This window comes from Cupriavidus ulmosensis, assembly GCF_977008105.1.
On sequence record NZ_CDRMWP010000001.1, the window covers coordinates 1,306,229 to 1,326,956 of the forward strand.

The 20,728-nt window shown below is 69.9% G+C and carries 14 protein-coding genes and 1 tRNA gene; 12 read left to right on the forward strand and 3 right to left on the reverse strand.

Going from position 1 to position 20,728, the window contains the following annotated elements:
• Positions 1-64: 64 nt before the first annotated feature.
• From ACWTPI_RS06010 to ACWTPI_RS06055, 10 genes are all read left to right on the forward strand, one after another.
• Entirely contained in the window at positions 65-2,557 is a 2,493-nt protein-coding gene (locus ACWTPI_RS06010; protein ID WP_454740807.1) for a TonB-dependent siderophore receptor, read from the forward strand.
• Positions 2,558-2,565: 8 nt separating this feature from the next.
• Positions 2,566-3,333, forward strand: a complete 768-nt coding sequence (locus ACWTPI_RS06015; RefSeq protein WP_059413019.1) for an energy transducer TonB — start codon at positions 2,566-2,568, stop codon at positions 3,331-3,333.
• A 29-nt stretch (positions 3,334-3,362) separates the two neighbouring features.
• Positions 3,363-4,091 (forward strand): MotA/TolQ/ExbB proton channel family protein, encoded by a 729-nt coding sequence (locus ACWTPI_RS06020; protein WP_020202994.1) that lies wholly within the window; start codon positions 3,363-3,365, stop codon positions 4,089-4,091.
• Position 4,092: 1 nt separating this feature from the next.
• Positions 4,093-4,500 carry an ExbD/TolR family protein gene (locus tag ACWTPI_RS06025; RefSeq protein WP_020202995.1) on the forward strand — a complete coding sequence of 136 codons (408 nt, stop codon included), beginning with the start codon at positions 4,093-4,095 and terminating at the stop codon, positions 4,498-4,500.
• A 19-nt stretch (positions 4,501-4,519) separates the two neighbouring features.
• Positions 4,520-6,322, forward strand: a complete 1,803-nt coding sequence (locus tag ACWTPI_RS06030) for an ABC transporter ATP-binding protein/permease (protein WP_454731195.1) — start codon at positions 4,520-4,522, stop codon at positions 6,320-6,322.
• Positions 6,323-6,386: 64 nt separating this feature from the next.
• A complete protein-coding gene (locus ACWTPI_RS06035) occupies positions 6,387-7,679 on the forward strand; it encodes a thioredoxin family protein (RefSeq protein WP_454731196.1) in 1,293 nt (430 codons plus the stop codon).
• 101 nt (positions 7,680-7,780) lie between these two features.
• The gene (gene tldD / locus ACWTPI_RS06040; protein ID WP_059413016.1) at positions 7,781-9,247 is read left to right on the forward strand and encodes a metalloprotease TldD; all 1,467 of its coding nucleotides are present in this window, start codon (positions 7,781-7,783) and stop codon (positions 9,245-9,247) included.
• Positions 9,248-9,268: 21 nt separating this feature from the next.
• Entirely contained in the window at positions 9,269-10,639 is a 1,371-nt protein-coding gene (gene pmbA, locus ACWTPI_RS06045) for a metalloprotease PmbA (RefSeq protein ID WP_029043608.1), read from the forward strand.
• A 787-nt stretch (positions 10,640-11,426) separates the two neighbouring features.
• Positions 11,427-11,930, forward strand: a complete 504-nt coding sequence (locus ACWTPI_RS06050) for an RNA polymerase sigma factor (protein ID WP_020203000.1) — start codon at positions 11,427-11,429, stop codon at positions 11,928-11,930.
• A gap of 45 nt (positions 11,931-11,975) precedes the next feature.
• A complete protein-coding gene (locus ACWTPI_RS06055) occupies positions 11,976-12,953 on the forward strand; it encodes a FecR family protein (RefSeq protein ID WP_020203001.1) in 978 nt (325 codons plus the stop codon).
• A gap of 132 nt (positions 12,954-13,085) precedes the next feature.
• On the opposite strand, the gene ACWTPI_RS06060 is transcribed toward ACWTPI_RS06055, so the two are convergent.
• From ACWTPI_RS06060 to pepN, 3 genes are all read right to left on the reverse strand, one after another.
• Positions 13,086-13,161: transfer RNA gene (locus tag ACWTPI_RS06060), tRNA-Thr, on the reverse strand.
• 174 nt (positions 13,162-13,335) lie between these two features.
• Positions 13,336-14,352: a class 1 fructose-bisphosphatase gene (locus ACWTPI_RS06065; RefSeq protein ID WP_020203002.1), complete on the reverse strand. Its 1,017-nt coding sequence runs from the start codon at positions 14,350-14,352 to the stop codon at positions 13,336-13,338.
• A 135-nt stretch (positions 14,353-14,487) separates the two neighbouring features.
• Positions 14,488-17,187 (reverse strand): aminopeptidase N, encoded by a 2,700-nt coding sequence (gene pepN, locus ACWTPI_RS06070; protein WP_454731197.1) that lies wholly within the window; start codon positions 17,185-17,187, stop codon positions 14,488-14,490.
• A gap of 254 nt (positions 17,188-17,441) precedes the next feature.
• Here pepN and ACWTPI_RS06075 point away from each other — a divergent pair, with 254 nt between their 5' ends.
• Complete coding sequence (locus tag ACWTPI_RS06075) at positions 17,442-18,059, forward strand: DUF4136 domain-containing protein (RefSeq protein WP_454732450.1); 618 nt, start codon at positions 17,442-17,444, stop codon at positions 18,057-18,059.
• A gap of 205 nt (positions 18,060-18,264) precedes the next feature.
• On the forward strand, positions 18,265-20,586 hold the full coding sequence (locus tag ACWTPI_RS06080; protein ID WP_029043609.1) for an NADP-dependent malic enzyme: 2,322 nt from the start codon (positions 18,265-18,267) through the stop codon (positions 20,584-20,586).
• The last annotated feature ends 142 nt before the right edge of the window (positions 20,587-20,728 follow it).

Below are 20,728 nucleotides of genomic sequence, written 5' to 3' on the forward strand. Positions count from 1 at the left end.
GGGAAGCGCGCACCTCACTTGTCCCGCCACTTGTCCCGCACTTGTCCCGCATTTCCCCGCCGCCTTGCGCGCTGCCCGTTTCATAGGTCACGCCTATCGCTCTCGTTTTCCGATCAAAAAGATTTCCGGGCTCGGACGGTACCGCCGCGGCTGCCTGATCGGCTTTAGAGGTAAGGGCGCGTGCTTGCCGGCAGCGAAGCGCAATGGCGGAAAAACGAAGACAAAGGGAAAACTGCTCATGCCTTTCAGATGGAATCAGAAAACGCGGGCGTGCCATGCGCTGGGCGCGGCCCTGGCCGTGGCGAGCGCCAGCCTGTGCGCGCAGACGGCGATCAACATGCAGGCCCAGCCGTTGTCGACGGCGTTGTCGCAGCTTGCGCGGGAACGCGGCGTCAATATCCTGGCGCTCGACAATCTGGTCGCCGGCCGCGCCGCGCCGGCCGTTTCCGGCGTGATGACCGTGCCGCAGGCGCTCGACCGGCTGCTGCAGGGCAGCGGGCTGACGGCGCAGCAGCAGGACGAGAAGACCTACGTGATCCGCGCGTTGCCGCCCGCGCGCAAGGAGCCGGCCTCCGGCGCGGGCGCCAGCGTGCTGCCGACCATCACCGTCACCGACAGCAGCGCGCCATCGGATTCGGGTTTCGTCGCGGTGGCGACCTCGACGGCCACGCGCACCGACACGCCGATCGCGGAAATTCCGCAGTCGGTCCAGGTCGTGACGGAGGACGTGCTGAAAAGCCAGCAGGTGCAGTCCGTCGGCGACGCATTGCGCAACGTCAGCGGTGTGTCGATCTCGAACGCGGGCGCCGACAGCATCGGCGGCACGCCGTACATCCGCGGCATGACGGCGGCGGTCAGCGTCAATGGCGGCATAAGTCTCGCGCGCGCGGATACCGCGCTGTCGCTGCCGGCGATCGCGCTCTCGAGCGTCGAAGTCCTGAAGGGAGCGAGCGCCATCCTGGCGGGCGCATCGGATCCCGGCGGCATCGTCAACATCAACGTCAAGCGTCCGCAGGCGGAGCCCGTGCGCGAAGCGACCCTGCAGACCGGCTCGTACGGCAACCTGATGGGCGGGCTCGACCTGGCCGGCGCATTCTCGGAGGACAAGAAGCTGATCTACCGCTTCGTCGTCTCGGGCGAGCGCAACAGCCGCGATTTCATCGGCCACGACGGCAAGCGCGATTTCTATGTGGCGCCGTCGATCGGCTGGCGCAGCGGCGGCACCGACCTGGCGGTGGGTTTCGAGCAGCATACGGGGCGGCAGCCGCCCCCCAGCTATACCTTCCCCCTGTTGAGCGGCCCGGCGCCGCTCACCGGGCTGTCGGGCCGCGCGGACGACCACATGTCCGTCAACAGCACCTCGGCGTACTACGACCTCAAGCAACAGCTGACACCCGGGCTGACCCTGCAGAGCAAGGCGCGCTATATCGCCGACAGCTCGATCAACTCGGCCTACACGGCTTTCCCCGCCGACATGGGCACGTCCGATCCCCTGGCGGTGTACACCGGCGTTGCCAGCCGCACCAGCGTGCGTTCCTTCAATCTCGACAACAGCCTCAAGGCCCGGTTCGCCACCGGCCCGGTCCGGCATACGATGCTGGCCGGCTTTGCCTATACGACTGCGTGGACTTCGGTGAACGGCGGTTACGGAGGCATGGCGTTCGGGGCATTCCCGATGTCCGATCTGCCGCCGCTGAGCCAGGTGGTTACTCCGCAGCCGTCTTTTACCTATTCGGAACGCACTTACCAGAACGTCTTTTATCTGCAGGATCAGCTGAAATGGGACAGGCTCACCGTCCTGGCGAGCATCAACCACGGCCAGGCCTGGTCCAGCCTGCAGCCTTCGGTGGACGCCTGGTCGCCCGGCATCGGCTTCGTGTACCAGCTTACCGATGTGGTGGGGATCTACGCCAACGCGCTGCGCAGCTTTTCGCCGCAATCCAATATCAGGCGCGACCTCGGCAGGGCCGAGCCCATGCCGCCGCAGACCGGCCGTTCGGTGGAAGCCGGCGTCAAGCTGAACCTGCTCGATGACCGCCTCACGGGGACGCTGGCGGTGTACCGCGCCGCCAAGTACAACGTGGCGATGAGCGATCCGACGAATCCGGGCTTTTCCTTCCTGGTGCCGGGCGTCGTGAGCCGCGGCTTCGAAATGGACCTGACCGGGCGCCTGATGCCGGGCTGGAACATCATCGCCAGCTACACGTACGCCAATCAGTTGCCGACCGAGGGCAACATCAGCCAGCTGCCGCGAAGCTCCGCCAGCCTGTGGACGACCTATGACCTGCAGGGCGAGACCCTGCGCGGCTGGGGCGTCGGCGTCGGCATCTGGGCGCGCACCCGCTATCAGGCCACTGCCTTCACCGGCGAAAACCGCTCGATTCCCGGCCAGGCCCGCACCGACGCGAGCCTCTATTACCGCGACAGGCAGTGGTCGCTGACGCTCGGCGTGAAGAACCTGTTCGCCCGCGCGCTGTACGGCGATTACGCCAGCCAGCAACTGGTGGAAGTCCTGCCGGGGCGCCTGGTCTACGTCACCGCGACCCACAACTTCTGAGGCGCCTCATGGAGATCTTCGTGCCCTCGCCGCCGTGGCGGGCCCGCCCGGCGCCCGATGGAAAGCCGCGGCCATCCGCGCATGCGCGCCGGCTCGGCGGCGTGGCGTTCACGCTGCTGCTGCACGGGCTGGCGCTGTTCGGCATCGCGCGATACGCGCCGCCCGCCTCGCTCGCGGCCGCCGGCCGCCCGGTCTCCGGCGCGGGGGTGCGCGTCACGCTGGTGTCGGCGCCCGCTCCGGCACCAGCGCCCGCGCCGGAAAAACCGGCACCGGCGGCCCGGCCCGCGCCGCCGCGCCAGGCCGTGCCGCGGCACGCGCCGGTGCTGGCCTCGGCGCGCTCGCAGGCGGCGCGCAGCGTGCCGGCGGAAACCGCGCCGGCCACGCCGCCCGCGCCGCCCGAAGCGGTCACGCCGACGGCATCGCCAACGGCGCAGGCGGCGGCGCCGACCGCGCCCGCGGCGCTCAACCGCGAGCTCAACCTGCCCGGGGCCAATGCGGTCAGGGACGTCGCCCGCATCGTGTGCCATTTCGCCCAGCCCGCCTATCCGGCGGTGGCCCGGCGGCTGCGCCACGAAGGCACGGTGATCCTGCGCGTGACGATCGACGTCACCGGCAGGGCCGCCCAGGTCGAGGTCGACACCAGCAGCGGCTTCGCCGAGCTCGACGCCGCCGCGGTGCAGACCCTGCGCGCCGGCCGCTGCGATCCGTACCTCGAGAACGGCTTGCCCGCCAGCGTGCGCGCGGTGCAGACGCTGGCCTTCAACCTCACCAACTGACTCCACCGGATTCCAAGGAGAACCTCGCTATGCAATACGGACTGAACGCGGTCTGGCAGCAGGGCGACGCCGTCGCGCGCGCCATCATGCTGCTGCTCATCCTCATGTCGATGCTGTCATGGGGCGTCATCTTCTACAAAGGCATGGAGCTCGTCCGCCTCAAGCGGCGCGCCACCGCCGCCGAGCGGGATTTCTGGCTGGCGGGGTCGCTCGCCGAAGCGCAGGCCTCGCTGGGGCGCGCGGGTCCGGGCAACCCTCACCTGGACCTGGTGGAGGCGGCGCAGGAGGCCTATCGCGGCCCGCACTCGGAAGAGATGATGGCGCCCGACGAATGGCTGCACCGCTGCCTGGGCATCGCGCTCGACGAACATCTCGCCCGCCTGGCGAGCGGCCTGGGCGTGCTGGCCTCGATCGGCAGCACCGCGCCGTTCATCGGGCTGTTCGGCACGGTATGGGGCATCTACCACGCGCTGATGGCGATCAGCGCGGCGGGCCAGTCGAGCCTGTCGCAGGTGGCCGGTCCGGTCGGCGAATCGCTGGTGATGACCGCCTTCGGCCTGTTCGTGGCGATCCCGGCCGTGCTCGGCTACAACACCATCGCGCGCAACAACCGCGGCGTGGCGCACAAGCTGCACCGCTTCCGCCACGAGCTCCATTCGTTCTTCGTGCGGGGCGAGCGCGGCCGGGCCAGCAAGGGGACGAACATCGCGCCGTCCTCGCGGCCCGCGCTGTCGATCATGATCCAGCAGGGGATCTGACATGGCGCCCTCGTTCGAAGAGCACGACGACGTCGTCACCGAGATCAACATGACGCCGCTGATCGACGTGATGCTGGTGCTGCTGATCGTCTTCATGGTCACGCTGCCGGCCATCACGCACGCGGTCAAGCTCGAGCTGCCGCGCGCGAGCAGCACGCCCGCCGACAACCAGCCCGAGCGCGTCGAGGTCTCGGTCGACGCGGGCGGCGCCGTCGCGTGGAACGCCCGGCCGGTCGACGAAGGCGCGCTGGCCGCCAGGCTGGCGGTGGCGGCCGGGCAGCAGCCGCAGCCGGCGCTCCAGCTTTACGCCGACCGCGCGACACCCTACGAGGCGGTCGCCGGCGTGCTCGCGGCCGCGCAGCGCGCCGGGCTCACGAACATCAATTTCGTGACGACGCCGAAGTCCTAACCCAGCCGAGAGTCCATCCGTGAAGTCCTTTTTTCGCGAATCCGGCGCGGCGCCCCGCGCGGCGGCGGCGCCGGTCGTTCCGCCCGGCGGTACCCTGCGCGCTGCCTGGCGCCTGGCGTCTCCGGTCCTGGGCACGCCGCTGCGGTGGAAGGCCGTCGCGCTGCTGGCCCTGGCGATCGGCCTGACCCTCGTCACCAACCACGTGATGGTGGCGTTCAACGCGTGGCACGGCGTGTTCATGGACGCGGTGCAGCGCTACGACGTGGCCGGCATGGGCCCCATCGCCCGCCAGCTCGCCGCCATCATGGCCGCGATCGCGGTGCTCGCCTCGCTCGACATCCTGCTGCGCTCGACGCTGGAGATCGGCGGGCGCAGATGGATGACCGAACACATGATCGACAAGTGGCTCGCGCGCGGCGCGTTCTACCGCATCGAGCGCGACCAGTTGGTCGACAACCCCGACCAGCGCATCACCCAGGATGTGGCCCAGTTCGTCTCGCTCGGCTACACGCTGACCATCGGCTTCATCGCGGCGCTGGTGAGCCTGGCGAGCTTCTCGGAGATCCTGTGGCGGAAATCGGGACCGATCGACTTCGTTCTCTTCGGCCACGCGGTCGTGGTGCCGGGCTATCTGTTCTGGGCCGCGGTGCTGTACGCGCTGGGCACCTCGTGCCTGGTCCACCTGGTCGGCAAGCCGATGATGCGGCTCAATTTCGCCAAGGAGCGGGCCGAGGCCGATTTCCGCTTCATGATGACGGGCGTGCGGGAGCACGCCGAGCAGATCGCGCTGTATCGCGGCTCGCGGACCGAAAGCCAGCGGCTGCGCCGCGGCTTCGACGCCGTGTGGCGCAACGCATGGCAGATCGTCCGCTTCGACGTGCGCTTCACCCCGCTCAACGTCGTGCTGCTGCACATCTCCGTGTTCGTGCCGACGTTCATCGTGCTGCCGCGCTACCTGTCGCACGCGATCACGCTCGGCGACATGAGCATGATGGGCTCCGCGTTCACCACGCTGGTGATCACGCTCTCCTGGTTCATCGCGAACTACCAGAGCCTGCAGAACTTCCGCGTCATCGTCTCGCGCCTGGACGGACTCGAGCGGGCCACCGGCGCGGCGGACGACGCGCCGCGCCGACCGGCCATCGCGCACGCGGCCACGGCCGGGCAGCGGCTGGGCGCCGCCGGCCTGACGCTGGCCACGCCCGGGGGGCGCATCCTCGCCCGCGATCTTTCGTTCGAACTGGCGCCCGGCGAGCGCTGGCTGGTGCGCGGGCCGTCCGGCGCGGGCAAGAGCACGCTGATGCGCGCGCTGGCCGGCATCTGGCCCTACGGCGGCGGCACCGTCACGATGCCCGGCGGCGCGAAGATCCTGTTCCTGTCGCAGAAGAACTACCTGCCGGCCGGCACGCTCAAGGCGGCGCTGTGCTATCCCTCGGCCGAGGATGCCTTCCCCAACGCCGTGTGCCGCCAGGTGCTGGTCGAGTGCCAGCTCGGGCAGTACTGCGGCCAACTGGAAGAATCCGCGCCCTGGGGCCACCGGCTGTCGCCGGGCGAGCAGCAGCGCCTGGCGATCGCGCGCGCGCTGCTGCAGCGGCCCGACTACCTGCTGATGGACGAGTCGACCAGCGCGCTCGACCCGGATACCGAACGCCATCTCTACAACCTGCTCGTGCAGCGCTTGCCGGACACGGCGCTGTTCAGCATTTCGCACCACGCGACGCTCGGCGCGTTCCACACGCACGTGCTGCATGTGCAGGACAGCCAGTCCGCGCAGGGACCCGCCGCGCGGACCGGTTCCGCCGTTTCCATGCTGTCCGTCTGATGTCCGTCCGGCGTCTGTCCGGCGGCCATCCGGCGTTTCTCCGAACCAAAGGAAGCCATTGATCATGAGTGCTTTGATCCTCAATACCACCGACGCGACCTTCGAGCAGGATGTCCTGCAGTCGGAGCCTCCCGTGCTGCTCGATTTCTGGGCGCCCTGGTGCGCTCCCTGCAAGGCGCTCAACCCCATGCTGGAGCGCCTTGCCGGCCAGTACGCCGGCAGCATCCGGATCGTCAAGCTGAACATCGACGAAAACCCCGAAACCGCCAGGCGGTTCGGCATCCGCAGCATCCCGAGGCTGATGCTGTTCGGGCAGGGCGAACTGCGCATGCCGCACGTCGCGCATTCGCAGGCCGGCCTCAAGGTGCTGTTCGACGACCTCACGAAGGCCGTGCCCGCAGCCGCGGCGCCGGCGGCTGCGGCCGTGCCGAGCTTCGGCGGCGATCCCGCGCTCAAGGCGGACTATCTGCGGCGCCTGCGGGCGGCGGTGTTCGACACCGACAACCTTCCCGCCGACAGCGCGGCGACGCGCGCCGGCGCGTTCGCCGGCACCACCGGCGGCCCGCACACGCTGGGCAGCCTGCTCAACGGGCTGTGGTGGGTCGTCCGGGAGCCGGAAGACGGCGCGCCGGCCCACGACTGGGTGGTCGATTTCGTGGAAGGCATCCCGGTCGGCATCGACCTGGCCCGCGTCTCGCTCGTGCTGGCGGACTGGCTGCTGCACGACCCCAGCATCGGCAGCGCGCGCAACGCGCCGACCGAGGCCGCGCGCGCGCTGTGCGAGCGGCTGGCCGCGTTCCACCGGCGCGAACTGGACGGCGAGCCGGCCACGGAGCAGGAATGGTCGGTGCTGCTGCGCGACGTGGTCGCGCTCGCGCCGCCGCCGTTCGATCCCGATGCCGGCGGCGAGCTGCCCGACTGGTCGCCCGAGCAGGGGTTCCTGGTCAACTTCGAGCGCACGACGATGGCGCTGGCGGAGTGCGACATCTCCGCGCTGTTCTTCGCGTCGTACAGCCGCGCCCTGACCGCCGAGATGGCGCGCCTCGGCTGCTGGGGCGGCGAGGACCAGAAGCAGATGCAGTCCGTCTACGAGGCAACGTGGAAGGGGCTGTCGTCCACGCTCGGCGAGCGCCCCGCCGATGGCGACGCCGAAGCGCTGGCGCGATGGGAAGCGCGCAGGCAGGCGCTGCGCGAGCAGGTGCGGCCGACCGTGCGCAAGACCCATCCGGCGCTGCAGGCGCGCCTGGAGGCATGGGAGGCGGTGCAGCAGGCCAATGGCAGCCGCCTGGCCAATCTCGTCGGCGCCCGCTTCAAGGCGCTGTGCGCGGCGGCGCCCGTGATGGCCGCCGCCGACTGAAGACCGACCGGCTGCCAGCGAGGCACCGAAGACCGGCGACGGACCGCCGCGCGAGCCATGCCGCGGCGCCTCGCCATGCCAGCCAACACCACCTGTTCACCATGCATATCCCCGAACCCGGCATCCGCCACCTCGCGCTCGCGCAGGACATCCTGCTGGCGCCATACGGCCACGACGAAACCCTGCTCACCGGGACGCTCGCCGACATTTTCACGCACCAGGTCGATTACGCCGACCTCTATTTCCAGTCCACCCGCAGCGAGGCGTGGAGCCTCGAGGACGGCATCGTCAAGTCGGGCAGCTTCAGCATCGACCAGGGCGTCGGCGTGCGCGCGGTGGTGGGCGAGCGCACCGCGTTCGCCTACTCCGACGACCTCTCGCCGGAAGCGATTCGCGAGGCCGCCGCCACCACCAGGGCGATCACCCGCGCCGGCGGCGGCAGCCGGAAGATCGCGGCGGCGCCGGCGCTCCGGCGCGCGGCGGGCCGCGACCTGTACCGGCCCGCCGATCCGCTGGCATCGCTCGACGCCACCGCGAAGGTGAAGCTGCTCGAGCGCGTCGAGCGGATGGCCCGCGCGCGCGACCCGCGCGTCAGGCAGGTGATGGCCAGCCTGACCGGCACCTACGACGTGGTGCTGGTGGCGCGCAGCGACGGCGTGCTCGGCGCCGACGTCCGCCCGCTCGTGCGGCTCTCGGTCACGGTGATCGCCGAGCAGAACGGCCGGCGCGGAGAGGGCGCGGGCGGCGGTGGCGGCCGCACGGACTACGGCGGCTTCACCGACGCGGTGCTGGCGCGCTACGTCGGCGAGGCGGTGGACACCGCGCTGGTCAACCTGGAGGCGCGCGCCGCGCCGGCGGGCGTGATGACCGTGGTGCTCGGGCCGGGCCTGCCCGGCGTGCTGCTGCACGAAGCGATCGGCCACGGCCTGGAGGGCGACTTCATCCGCAAGGGCTCGTCGGTGTTCGCCGGCAGGCTCGGCGAGCAGGTCGCGGCCCGGGGCGTCACGGTGGTCGACGACGGCACGCTGCCGGGCCATCGCGGCTCGCTCAACATCGACGACGAAGGCAACCCGACCCAGTGCACGACGCTGATCGAGGACGGCATCCTGACGGGGTACATCCAGGACACCCTGAGCGCGCGCCTGAACGGCATGCCGGTGACGGGCAACGCGCGCCGCGAGTCGTACTCGGCGCTGCCGATGCCGCGCATGACCAACACCTACATGCGCAACGGCGACAAGGACCCGCGCGAGATCGTCGAATCCGTGAAGCATGGCCTGTACGCATGCAAGTTCGGCGGCGGCGAGGTCGACATCACGAACGGCAATTTCGTGTTCTCCGCCTCCGAGGCCTACCTGATCGAAGACGGCAGGATCACGCACCCGGTGAAGGGCGCCACGCTGATCGGCAGCGGGCCGGAATCGCTCAAGTACGTCAGCATGATCGGCAACGACATGGCGCTCGACGCGGGCGTCGGCAACTGCGGGAAGATGGGGCAGAGCGTGCCGGTGGGGCTCGGCCAGCCGACCTTGCGGATCGACCGGATGACGGTCGGCGGAACCAACTGAAGCATCGACGGATACATGACAATGGCTGTTACTTCCGATACGCGGGCGCGGCATTTCGCGCACACGCAGGACCAACTGAAAGACATGGCGGCGGACATTCTCCGCCACGCCAGGGCGCTCGGCGCGACCGACGCGGCCACCGAGATTTCCGAAGGCGACGGCCTGTCGGTGTCGGTGCGCCGCGGGGATGTCGAGACCGTCAAGCGCAGCCGCGACAAGACCGCCGGCGTCACCGTCTTCATCGGCAAGCGGCGCGGCGCCGCCAGCACCTCGGACTTCTCGCCAGCGGCGCTCAGGGATACCGTCGCGGCCGCGTGCAACATCGCGCGCTTCACGGCCGACGACGACGCGGCAAGCCTGGCCGACCCCGACCTGCTCGAGACCGCGCCGCGCGACCTCGACCTGTACCACCCGTGGCCGCTTTCCGCCGACGACGCGGTGGCAGTCGCCCGCCGCGCGGAAGCGGCGGCGTTCGCCGCCGGCGCGCAGGTGCGCAACTCGGACGGCGCGAGCGTGTCGGCCCGCCACTGGCAGTTCGTGCGCGCGACCTCGCAGGGCTTCGCCGGCGGCTATCCGCATTCGCAGCACTACATCGCGTGCGCGCCGATCGCGGGCAGCGGCGCCGACATGCAGCGCGGCAACTGGTACACCGTGCAGCGCAGCGCGGACGATCTCGCGTCGCCGGAGTCGGTCGGCCGCCGCGCCGCCCAGCGGGCGCTGGCGCGCATGGGCGCGCGCCGCCTCGACACCTGCAAGGTGCCGGTGCTGTTCGAGGCCGCGCTGGCGGCGGACCTGCTCGGCGTGTTCGCCCACGCCGCCAGCGGCGGCATGCTGTACCGCAGGTCGTCGTTTCTCGCCGACAGCCTCGGCAAGCCGGTGTTCGCGCCGCACGTGCAGATCGCCGAGGACGCGCACCTGCCGCGCGCGCTGGGCAGCGCGCCGTTCGACGCCGAGGGCGTGCGCACGCATGCGCGCAGCCTCGTGAAGGACGGCGTGGTGGAGGGCTATTTCCTGTCGACCTATTCGGCGCGCCGGCTCGGCATGCGCAGCACCGGCAACGCCAGCGGCCCGCACAACCTCGCGCTGCGCAGCGCCCGCACCCGCGGCGGCGACGATTTCGGCGCGATGCTCAAGACGATGGGCACGGGCCTGCTGCTGACGGAGCTGATGGGCAACGGCATCAACTACGTGACCGGCGACTATTCGCATGGCGCGGCCGGGTTCTGGGTCGAGAACGGCGCGATCCAGTATCCGGTCGAGGGGATCACGGTGGCCAGCACGCTGCAGGACATGTTCCGCAACATCGTCGCGGTCGGCGCCGATGCGATCGTGCGCGGGACCAACGAATCCGGCTCGGTGCTGATCGAGCAGATGACGATCGCCGGCAAGTAAGCCGCGGCCTGCCGGCCGCTCCCATGCCTGTGTCCGGCGCGCGCACGATGCCGGGCACAGGCGCCGCACATCGCCGCCGACGCGCGGCAACCGTCCCGAGTCCCCACGCAGGCCTGTCCCGATGCCGCCGCCTTCGCGGGCGAAGGCACGCCGTCATGCCACGTTCCGCATGCGCGCTCCGCATTTTTTTTCGACGTCATCGCGGCGAGTTTCGCGGCCTGCCAGCCGCCGGAGCGGGGCCGGTTTCACGATGGTTCCCGCGCTGCACCGCCTTGGTGTGGATGGCCGCCGAACGGCCGCGCGCTGCTGCATGCCGGTGCAGCCGAAGCGCGCGAAAACGCGGGGCGCGCCGCCGGCGCGAGCCCGTCCTCGCGCATCGCGCACCGCCGCGAAAACCGCGATCGCGCGGCAACCTGGCCTGACGTGCCCGTGACTGCGCAGCCGGGCGCAACCGCGGGCAAGAAAGGCCGCTTCGCCGCGCATTTCATTGCGCATGCGCGTCGCGCGGCGCCGCTGCGGCGGCACGCTGGCACGGCAGTTGCAATGAAGAAACCGGGAGCCCGGTGCCGCCATGCATGCCGGACCGGAACGAAGAAAAGGGAGAGAAAAACCATGAAGAAGTCGGCCCCCGCAGCCGGTGCCAGCGCGCTCGCGCCTGGCGCGCTTGCATCCCCGTCCCGATGAGCGCCGGTCGCCGCCCGGCGCCGGCCGCGATGGATTGCCGCGGCGGTCCCGGCGACATCGTCCGCGCGGGAATGCCGCCGCGCGCGCCTGGAGCCGCGTGACCATGAATTTCGTCGATGAACTGGTGAACGGCTATCAGGAACTGGTGCGCATCCTGTCGCGCGAGCTCAACGTGGACGATGCCCGCGACGTGGCGCAATCCTCGTTCGAGCGCGCGCTGGTCTACGGGCAGACGCATCAGGTGGCGTCTCCGCGCGGCCTGCTGTTCCGCATCGCGCAGGGGTTGCGGATCGATCATGTGCGGCGGCGTTCACGTGTACTGTGGGAATCGTTTCATGCATCCAGCGAGGAGGGCGACGACGACTTCGACCGGTATGGCCACGTCGAAGTAGGCCCGGAGCAGGAAGCCGTGAGTCAGCAGACACTGCGGAAACTGTGCGAAGTGCTGGACGGACTGCCGCCCCGTTGCCGCGAAGCGTTCGTCCTGTGTAAACTTCATGGCCTATCCTATGACGAAGCCGCCGCCGAAATGGGCATCAGTGCCGCCGTCGTGCACAAGTACCTGATCCAGGCGATGCGGGCCTGCCGTGGCGCGACGCAATCATAACGAGCGGCTTCGTTTCCTTCACGCCAGTCGTCCAGACATGCCGACATGCCGTTAACTCCGTCCGAGCAGGACTATGCCGAAAGCCTCCTCGTGTCCGCCCAGTTCGGCGACACGGCGCAGAGCGCATCGGCCAGGGCCGCTCTGGATGACTGGACCCGCCAGAGCGGCGAGCGCCAGGCCTACGTGCGCCAGCTCGAAGCGGCCGACCGCTCGCTGGACCGGAACCTGTCCGACCTCAAGGTCCGCTATGCCCGGCACGTCGAGCCCACCCCCGCGCCGCGGCTCGCGCCGGCGCGCGCGCTGCGCTGGCACCGCTCGCCCGCCACGTACCTGCTGGCCGCCGGCCTCGCGGCCTCGGTGCTGTGGACGGTCAACCCCGTGCTGTCCCGGCAGGAAGCCTCGTCCGCGATCGGGCAGCAGCGCACCATCGACCTCGACGACGGCAGCGCGGTGCTGCTGAACACCAACACCGCCGGCCGCTTCGTCAACCGCCTGCGCTCGCGCGAATGGACGCTGGAGCGCGGCGAGGCGCTGTTCTCGGTCAGGCACAGCCAGTGGCGCCCGTTCCACGTGTTCGCGGACGCGATCGACATCCGCGACATCGGCACGCGCTTCAGCGTGCGCAGGCTGGCCGGCGGCGTCAGCGTGGCGGTGCTGGAAGGGCGCGTCGAGGTCAGCGCGGCCGGCGCCGCCGCGCCGGCCGAACTGGGGCCGAGCGAGGCGGTGCGGGTCGACGGCTCGGTGCTCACCAGCCTCGACCCGAAATCGTTCGATACGCTGGTGAGCTGGAAGGACCGGCGCCTCGACTTCAACGGCACCGCGCTGACCGATGTCGTCAGCGAACTCCAGCGCTACCGCGCCGCGCCCATCGTGCTGGCCGACGCGCGCGCCGGCAAGGTCCAGATCACCGGCGGCTTCTCCAGCGCCGACCCGGACCACCTGCTCGACATGCTGCCCGTGGTCGCCCCGGTGGCCGTGTCGCGCAAGCAGGACGGCACGGTGGTCATTTCTTCGCGGCGGTAGCGCGCGCGGCCGGGGAGGAGGGCGAGGCGGCGCCATGCGCAGGAGGTCTTTCCGGCGGGCAACAAAAAACCCGGAGAGCCGTGGGCTGTCCGGGTTTTCCGCATGCCGCCGGGGTGGCGGCAAGAATTCTTGTGGTGCCGAAGAGAGGAATCGAACCCCCGACCTTCTCATTACGAATGAGCTGCTCTACCGACTGAGCTACTTCGGCCTCACCATCCGTGAAACAACTACTGGATGAAGCCCGCAATAATAGCAACGTTTTCTGGGGATGGGAAGTCCCTGCCGCAAAAAATTCGCGCCTTCGCGAGCACGTTGCGGCACGGCCGGCGGCGGAAAAAAGGGACGTCCGCGGACGTCCCTTTTTCGTGGCCAGCCGCGACTGTCAGCCGGCGGCCTGCTCTTCCTGGTGGTAGCGCGTGACGCGCTCCACCTCGTTCTTCGAGCCGAGGATCACCGACACGCGCTGGTGCAGCTTTTCCGGCTGGATCTCCAGGATGCGCTGCTGGCCGTTGGTGGCGGCGCCGCCGGCCTGCTCGACCAGCATGGCCATCGGGTTGGCTTCGTACATCAGGCGCAGCTTGCCGGGTTTTTCCGGCTCGCGCTTGTCCCACGGGTACATGAAGATGCCGCCGCGCGTGAGGATGCGGTGCACGTCGGCCACCATCGAGGCGATCCAGCGCATGTTGAAGTTCTTGCCGCGCGGGCCTTCGTCGCCGGCCAGGCATTCGTCGATGTAGCGGCGCACGGGCGGGGCCCAGTGGCGCATGTTGGACATGTTGATGGCGAATTCCCTGGTGTCCTCGGGAATCGTCACGTCCGACTGGGTGAGCACGAAGCTGCCCGCTTCGCGGTCCAGCGTGAACATGTGCACGCCGTTGCCGACGGTCAGCACCAGCGTGGTCTGCGGGCCGTACACGGCGTAGCCGGCGGCGACCTGGTGGGTGCCGGGCTGCAGGAAGTCGGCGTCGGTCACGGTCTGGCCCGGCTTGGGCATGTGCAGCACGGAGAAGATGGTGCCGATCGAGACGTTGACGTCGATGTTGGACGAGCCGTCGAGCGGGTCGAACATCAGCAGGTATTCGCCCTTGGGATAGCGGTTGGGGATCTCGTAGAAGCTGTCCATCTCCTCCGAGGCCATCGCGGCGAGGTGGCCGCCCCATTCGTTGGCGTCGAGCAGGACTTCGTTGGCGATCACGTCCAGCTTCTGCTGGGTCTCGCCCTGCACGTTGCCGGTGCCGGCCGAGCCGAGGATGCCGGCCAGGGCGCCCTTGCTGACGGAGTTGGAAATGGCCTTGCAGGCGCGCGCCACGACCTCGATCAGCAGCCGCAGCTCGGGCTGGATCGTGTTGTGTTTGCGCTGCTCCTCGACCAGGTAGCGGGTGAGGCTGATGCGACTCATGCGATTTCTCCTTGAATGGGCGCAATTCTACATGGGGCGCATGGCGCGCAGGCCGCCCGCGCGGGGGGATCGGCGCGGGCCGCCCGCGCGCGGACGGCCCGCCGGGGCGGCGCTTGCGGCGCTTGCCTACGACATTTACGGCGCCAGCGCCTTGCCCACGATCTCGCGCACGTCGCGCGACAGGTCGCGGGCGGCGGCCACCTGTTCCAGCGCGGCGCGCATGCGCTCGCGCAGCGGCAGCGCGTATTTCTGCCAGCGGTCCATCACGCGCGCCAGGCGCGAGGCGACCTGCGGGTTGATGGCGTCGAGCGCCAGCACCTGCTCGGCCCAGAACGCGTAGCCGGAGCCGTCCGCAGCGTGGAACTGGGCCGGGTTGGCGGCGCAGAAGCTGAAGATCAGCGAGCGCGCGCGGTTGGGGTTGCGCAGGTTGAAGGCCGGGTGCGTCATCAGCGCGCGCACGGTGTCGATGGTGTGCTTGCCGGCGTGGCCGGTGTCGCGCGGCTCCACCGTGCCGCGCTGCATGCCTTGCAGCGAGAACCATTTGTCGATCACCAGCGCGTCGTGCTCGAAGCGCTGGTAGAAATCGGCCAGCGCGGCTTCGCGCCCCGGGGCGAAGCTGTTGACCAGCGCGGCCAGCGCGGCGAAGCGGTCGGTCATGTTGTCGGCCGCGTGGTACTGCGCCTCGGCCAGCGCCTGCATGCCGGCGTCGCCGCTGTCGGCGAGGTAGCCCAGCGCCAGGTTGCGCAGCGCGCGCTTGCCGGCGGAGACGGCGTCGGGGCTGTACTCGCCGGGCGTGGCGTTGGCGTGGTAGGCGGCCAGCCAGTCGGCCTGGAGCTGGCGCGCCAGCGCTTCGCGCATGAACTGGCGCGCGCGGTGGATGGCGGCCGGGTCGGCCACGCCCATGCGCTCGGCCAGGTAGCCTTCGGCCGGCAGCGTGAGCGCCTGCTCGCGGAAGGCGGGGCTGAGCTGCCCGTCGTTGAGCACGGTGCGCAGCGCCGCCACCAGCGCCGGGTCGAGCCTGAGCTCGCGTGCGGCCTGCGCGTCCGACACCAGTTGCAGCAGGGCGCGCGTGGCCAGGCGCTGGCCGGCTTCCCAGCGGTTGAACGGGTCGCTGTCGTGGGCCAGCAGGAAGGTGAGCTGGGCTTCGCTGTAGTCGGCGTCGACGATCACCGGCGCGGAGAAATCGCGCAGCAGCGACGGCAGCGGCGGCGCCTCGCCGCGCGGCAGGTTGACGAAGCGGAAGCTTTGCTCGGCCTCGGTGAAGTCGAGCACGCGCGTGGTGGCGCCGGGCCGGCTCTCGCCTTCGAGCTGCAGCGGCAGGTCGCGGCCGCCGGCGTCGATGAGGCCCAGCGCGAACGGGATGTGGAACGGCAGCTTGTCCGGCGTGCCGGGGCGCGTCTCGATGCCGACCTTGGGGCAGTGCTGCGCGAGCGTGAGCGTGAGGCTGCCTTCATCGCCGTTCCAGGCGGTGCGCACGCTCACCACCGGCGTGCCGGCCTGGCTGTACCAGCGGCCGAACTGGCTCAGGTCGCGCCCGTTGGCGTCGGCCATCGCGGCGCGGAAGTCGTCGCAGGTCACGGCCTGGCCGTCGTGGCGCTGGAAGTACAGGTCCATGCCCTTGCGGAAGCCCGCGCGGCCCAGCAGGGTCTGGTACATGCGCACCACCTCGGCGCCTTTCTCGTAGACCGTGACGGTGTAGAAGTTGTTGATCTCCTCGTAGCTGTCCGGGCGCACCGGGTGCGCCATCGGGCCGGCGTCCTCGGGGAACTGCACCTGGCGCAGCACGCGCACGTCCTCGATGCGCTTGACCGCGCGGCCCGACTCGGAGCCCATCATGTCGGCCGAGAATTCCTGGTCGCGGAACACGGTCAGGCCTTCCTTGAGCGAGAGCTGGAACCAGTCGCGGCAGGTCACGCGGTTGCCGGTCCAGTTGTGGAAGTACTCGTGGCCGACCACCGACTCGATGTTGCCGAAGTCGGCGTCGGTGGCGGTCTGCGCGTTGGCCAGCACGTACTTGGTGTTGAAGATGTTGAGGCCCTTGTTCTCCATCGCGCCCATGTTGAAGTCGCCCACGGCGACGATCATGAAGCGGTCGAGGTCGAGCTCCAGGCCGAAGCGCCGCTCGTCCCAGCGGATCGAATGGATCAGCGAGTCCATCGCGTGGCGCGTCTTGGGCAGGTCCTGCGGCTCCACCCAGACCTGCAGCAGCTTTTCCTTGCCGGAGGCCGCGGTGATGCGTTCCTCGATGCGCTCGAGCTTGCCGGCCACCAGCGCGAACAGGTAGGACGGCTTCTTGAACGGGTCTTCCCACACCGCTTCGTGCCGCCCGCCGGGCAGCTCGCGCTCGCCGACCAGGTTGCCGTTGGACAGCAGCACCGGGTAGGCCGCGCGCTCGGCGCGCAGCGTCACGCGGAAGACGGACATCACGTCCGGGCGGTCGAGGTAGTAGGTGATCTTGCGAAAGCCCTCGGCCTCGCACTGGGTGAAGAAATTGCCGTTGGAGACGTAGAGGCCGGACAGCGAGGTGTTGGCGGCCGGCTGGCAGGCGGTGACGATCTCCAGCGTGCCGTGCGCCGGCAGCTCGGGCAAGGTGAGGGTGCCGGCCTCCTGGCGGGCATCGCCGAGCGGGCGGCCGTCGAGGCTGACGCTGACCAGCTCGAGTTCTTCGCCGGCCAGCACCAGCGGGCCGGGCGCCTGGCGCCGGAAGCGGAGCGTGTTGGTCACCACCGTGCGCGCCGGGTCGAGTTCGAGCACGAGGTCGACGTGCTCAAAAGCGAAGGCCGGCGGAGTATAGTCTTTGCGGTGGACGGTAACGGGCGTGTCGGTGCGCAGCATGAAAGAATCCTGTCCTCTGAAGGCCACATGAGCGGCATGGGCGGCATGGGCGCCATGCGGGGAAACCGGCGCGGCGGGCGAAAGGCCCGGCGGCCGCGCCGGCATGGCGCTGAAGAACCCATTGTAGCCAAGCGCGCCCCGGCCGGACATGCCAAGTACGGAAGAACAATCTTGCGAGGGGCATCATGACAAGACAAGGAGTGGCCGGCGCATGGGCGCGGCTGGCGGGTGGGGGCGCGCGGCGCGCCAGGGCGATGGCCGGCGCGGCGCTGCTGGGCGCGGCGCTGCTGTCCGGCTGCGCCAGCACCGTCACCACGGAAGTGACCGCCTTCCGCCAGGGCAACTGGCAGAACGACCCGCCGCGCACCTACGCCTTCGACCGCGCGCCGGGCCAGGACGCCCAGCTCGAGGAGCAGACCTACGAGCAGTGGCTGGCGCAGACGCTGTCCGGCGTCGGCTTCGAGCAGGTGGCGCGGCCGCAGGCGCGCTACCTGGTCAGCATGGAGTACGACAGCAACCAGCGCCTGATGCGCGTGCAGGAGACCACCTATTCCGACCCGTGGTACGGCGGCCCGTACTGGGGCCCCTACTGGGGACCGTACTACCGCCCGTGGGGCTGGGGCGGCCCGGGCTACTGGCCGCCGGTCACGACCGTGCGCGACGTGCCGGTGACGCTGTCCATGCTGCGCGTGGTCTTCAAGGAGGCGGCCAGCGGCAAGAAGGTCTACCAGGTCAGCGCGTATCACCGCGGCGAGGGCTCGTCGCTGCAGGCGGCCATGCCCTACCTGATCCGCAGCGCCTTCACGCAGTTCCCGGCCGAGAGCGGCCGGCCCCATCGCGTGACCCTGCCGCTGGAGCCGGGCGACAAGTGAGGCGAGGGCATTGCCCCCGCCGCGGTAAAAACTGAATTGCCCGGCGCGGGGCCCGCAAGCCCTGCCCGCGCCGGTGGCGGGGGCTTCGCGCCGCGCCTGCCTGAGCTAGAATGACGGCTCGATTTTTCGGCCCGAAAGGCCGGAGCACGCCGAGAGCAGCGCGGGAGCGGCGGACTCCGGCCGGGCCACTACCCGGACGAGCACAATGAGCAGCAAGACCGGCGGTGATGCACCGCAACATGTCCCCAACAGCCCCGAAGCGCAGTTGCGCCTGGCGGCCCTGGAATATCACCGCAGCCCGACCAGGGGCAAGATCCAGGTAACGGCGACCAAGGCGCTGTCGAACCAGCGCGACCTGTCGCTGGCGTACTCGCCGGGCGTGGCCTACGCCTGCGAGGAAATCGCCAAGGACCCGGCGATGGCCGCCGAATACACCTCGCGCGGCAACCTGGTGGCGGTGATCACCAACGGCACCGCGGTGCTGGGCATGGGCGACATCGGCCCGCTGGCCGGCAAGCCGGTGATGGAAGGCAAGGGCTGCCTGTTCAAGAAGTTCGCCGGCATCGACGTGTTCGACATCGAGCTCGACGCGCGCGACCCGGACAAGATCGTGGAGATCGTGGCCGCGCTGGAGCCCACGCTCGGCGGCGTGAACCTCGAGGACATCAAGGCGCCCGAGTGCTTCTACATCGAGCAGAAGCTGCGCGAGCGCATGAACATCCCGGTCTTCCACGACGACCAGCACGGCACCGCCATCATCTCGACCGCGGCGCTGCTCAACGGCCTCAAGGTGGTGGGCAAGGACATCGCCAAGGTCAAGGTGGCGGTCTCGGGCGCCGGCGCGGCGGCCATCGCCTGCCTGGACACGATGGTGAGCCTGGGCGTGACCCGCACCAACATCACGGTGGTGGACTCGAAGGGCGTGATCTACGTCGGCCGCGACGCCAGCATGGAGCCCAACAAGGCGCGCTACGCGCAGGAAACCGCCGACCGCACGCTGGCCGACATCGTCAACGGCGCCGACGTGTTCCTGGGCTGCTCGACCGCCGGCGTGCTGACCGCCGAGATGGTCAAGACGATGGCCGACAAGCCCATCATCCTGGCGCTGGCCAATCCCGAGCCGGAAATCCGCCCGGAGATCGCCAAGGCCGCGCGCCCGGACTGCATCATCGCCACCGGCCGTTCGGACTACCCGAATCAGGTCAACAACGTGCTGTGCTTCCCGTACATCTTCCGCGGCGCGCTCGATTGCGGCGCCACCAAGATCACGGAAGCGATGAAGCTGGCCTGCGTCAAGGCCATCGCCGAGCTGGCCGAGGCCGAGCTCAACGACGCGGTGGCGGCGGCCTACGGCGGCCAGGAACTGAAGTTCGGCCCCGACTACATCATCCCGACGCCGTTCGACCAGCGCCTGATCGAGAAGATCGCGCCGGCGGTGGCCAAGGCGGCCGAGGAATCCGGCGTGGCCACGCGCCCGATCAAGGACCTGGAAGCCTACCGCCAGCAACTGTCGCAGTACGTCTACCACACCGGCCTCATCATGAAGCCGGTGTTCTCCGCCGCCAAGGCCGCGCCCAAGCGCGTGGTCTACGCCGAGGGCGAGGAAGAGCGCGTGCTGCGCGCGGTGCAGGGCGTGGTCGACGAAGGCCTGGCGCGCCCGATCCTGATCGGCCGCCCGCACGTGATCCAGATGCGCATCGAGAAGGCCGGCCTGCGCCTGAAGCCGGGCGTGGACTTCGAGCTGGTCAACCCGGAAGACGATCCGCGCTACCGCGCCTATCACGAGGCCTACCACGCGCTGCGCGGCCGCGACGGCGTCACGCCCGACATGGCCAAGGTGGCGCTGCGCCGCTCCAACACGCTGATCGGCACCATGCTGATGCACATGGGCGACGCCGACGCGATGCTGTGCGGCACCGTGGGCCGCTTCGAGGCGCACCTGGAGCACGTGCGCGACGTGATCGGCCTGGCGCCGGGCGCCAAGGTGTTCGCGGCGATGAACGCGCTGATGCTGGAAAAGTACACGCTGTTCATCACCGACACCTTCGTCAACGACGACCCTACCGCCGAGGAACTGGCCGCCATCACCCAGCTGGCCGCCGAGGAAATCAAGCGCTTCGGCATCCAGCCGAAGGTGGCGCTGATGTCGCACTCGATGTTCGGTTCGTCGAACCGCCCGTCGGCGCGCAAGATGCGCGCGGCCCACGAGATCCTGGCGCAGGTCGCGCCGCACCTGGAGGTCGAAGGCGAGATGCAGGGCGACGCGGCCCTGGTCGAGGACGTGCGCCGCCACTTCCTGCCGGGCACCCAACTGGCCGGCAGCGCCAACCTGCTGGTCATGCCGACGCTGGACGCGGCCAACATCGCCTTCAACCTGCTCAAGATCACGGGCGGGCAGGGCGTCACGGTCGGCCCGGTCCTGCTGGGCGCGGCCAAGCCGGTGCACATCCTCAACCCGCACGCCACCGCGCGCCGCATCGTCAACATGACGGCCGTGGCCGTGGCCGAGGCCAACTCGGCGCGCTGACGCGGCGCCGCGCGGCTGCGGGCCGCGCCATGAAAAACGGGGCTCCTCATTGGAGCCCCGTTTTTTTGGGCCGGCTTGTGAAGCAGTCCCGCCGGTCCGGCAAAACCCTCGATGTTCCTGCGCCTGCCACAGGCGCCGCAGC

Excerpts from the sequence above, each read along its gene's own strand:
- tldD (WP_059413016.1), top strand. The coding sequence starts at position 7,781 with ATGCATATCCCCGAACCCGGCATCCGCCACCTCGCGCTCGCGCAGGAC.
- ACWTPI_RS06080 (WP_029043609.1), top strand. The coding sequence starts at position 18,265 with ATGAGCAGCAAGACCGGCGGTGATGCACCGCAACATGTCCCCAACAGC.
- ACWTPI_RS06015 (WP_059413019.1), top strand. The coding sequence starts at position 2,566 with ATGGAGATCTTCGTGCCCTCGCCGCCGTGGCGGGCCCGCCCGGCGCCC.
- ACWTPI_RS06075 (WP_454732450.1), top strand. The coding sequence starts at position 17,442 with ATGGCCGGCGCGGCGCTGCTGGGCGCGGCGCTGCTGTCCGGCTGCGCC.
- pmbA (WP_029043608.1), top strand. The coding sequence starts at position 9,269 with ATGGCTGTTACTTCCGATACGCGGGCGCGGCATTTCGCGCACACGCAG.
- ACWTPI_RS06035 (WP_454731196.1), top strand. The coding sequence starts at position 6,387 with ATGAGTGCTTTGATCCTCAATACCACCGACGCGACCTTCGAGCAGGAT.
- ACWTPI_RS06025 (WP_020202995.1), top strand. The coding sequence starts at position 4,093 with ATGGCGCCCTCGTTCGAAGAGCACGACGACGTCGTCACCGAGATCAAC.
- ACWTPI_RS06055 (WP_020203001.1), top strand. The coding sequence starts at position 11,976 with ATGCCGTTAACTCCGTCCGAGCAGGACTATGCCGAAAGCCTCCTCGTG.
- ACWTPI_RS06050 (WP_020203000.1), top strand. The coding sequence starts at position 11,427 with ATGAATTTCGTCGATGAACTGGTGAACGGCTATCAGGAACTGGTGCGC.
- pepN (WP_454731197.1), bottom strand. The coding sequence starts at position 17,187 with ATGCTGCGCACCGACACGCCCGTTACCGTCCACCGCAAAGACTATACT.
- ACWTPI_RS06065 (WP_020203002.1), bottom strand. The coding sequence starts at position 14,352 with ATGAGTCGCATCAGCCTCACCCGCTACCTGGTCGAGGAGCAGCGCAAA.
- ACWTPI_RS06020 (WP_020202994.1), top strand. The coding sequence starts at position 3,363 with ATGCAATACGGACTGAACGCGGTCTGGCAGCAGGGCGACGCCGTCGCG.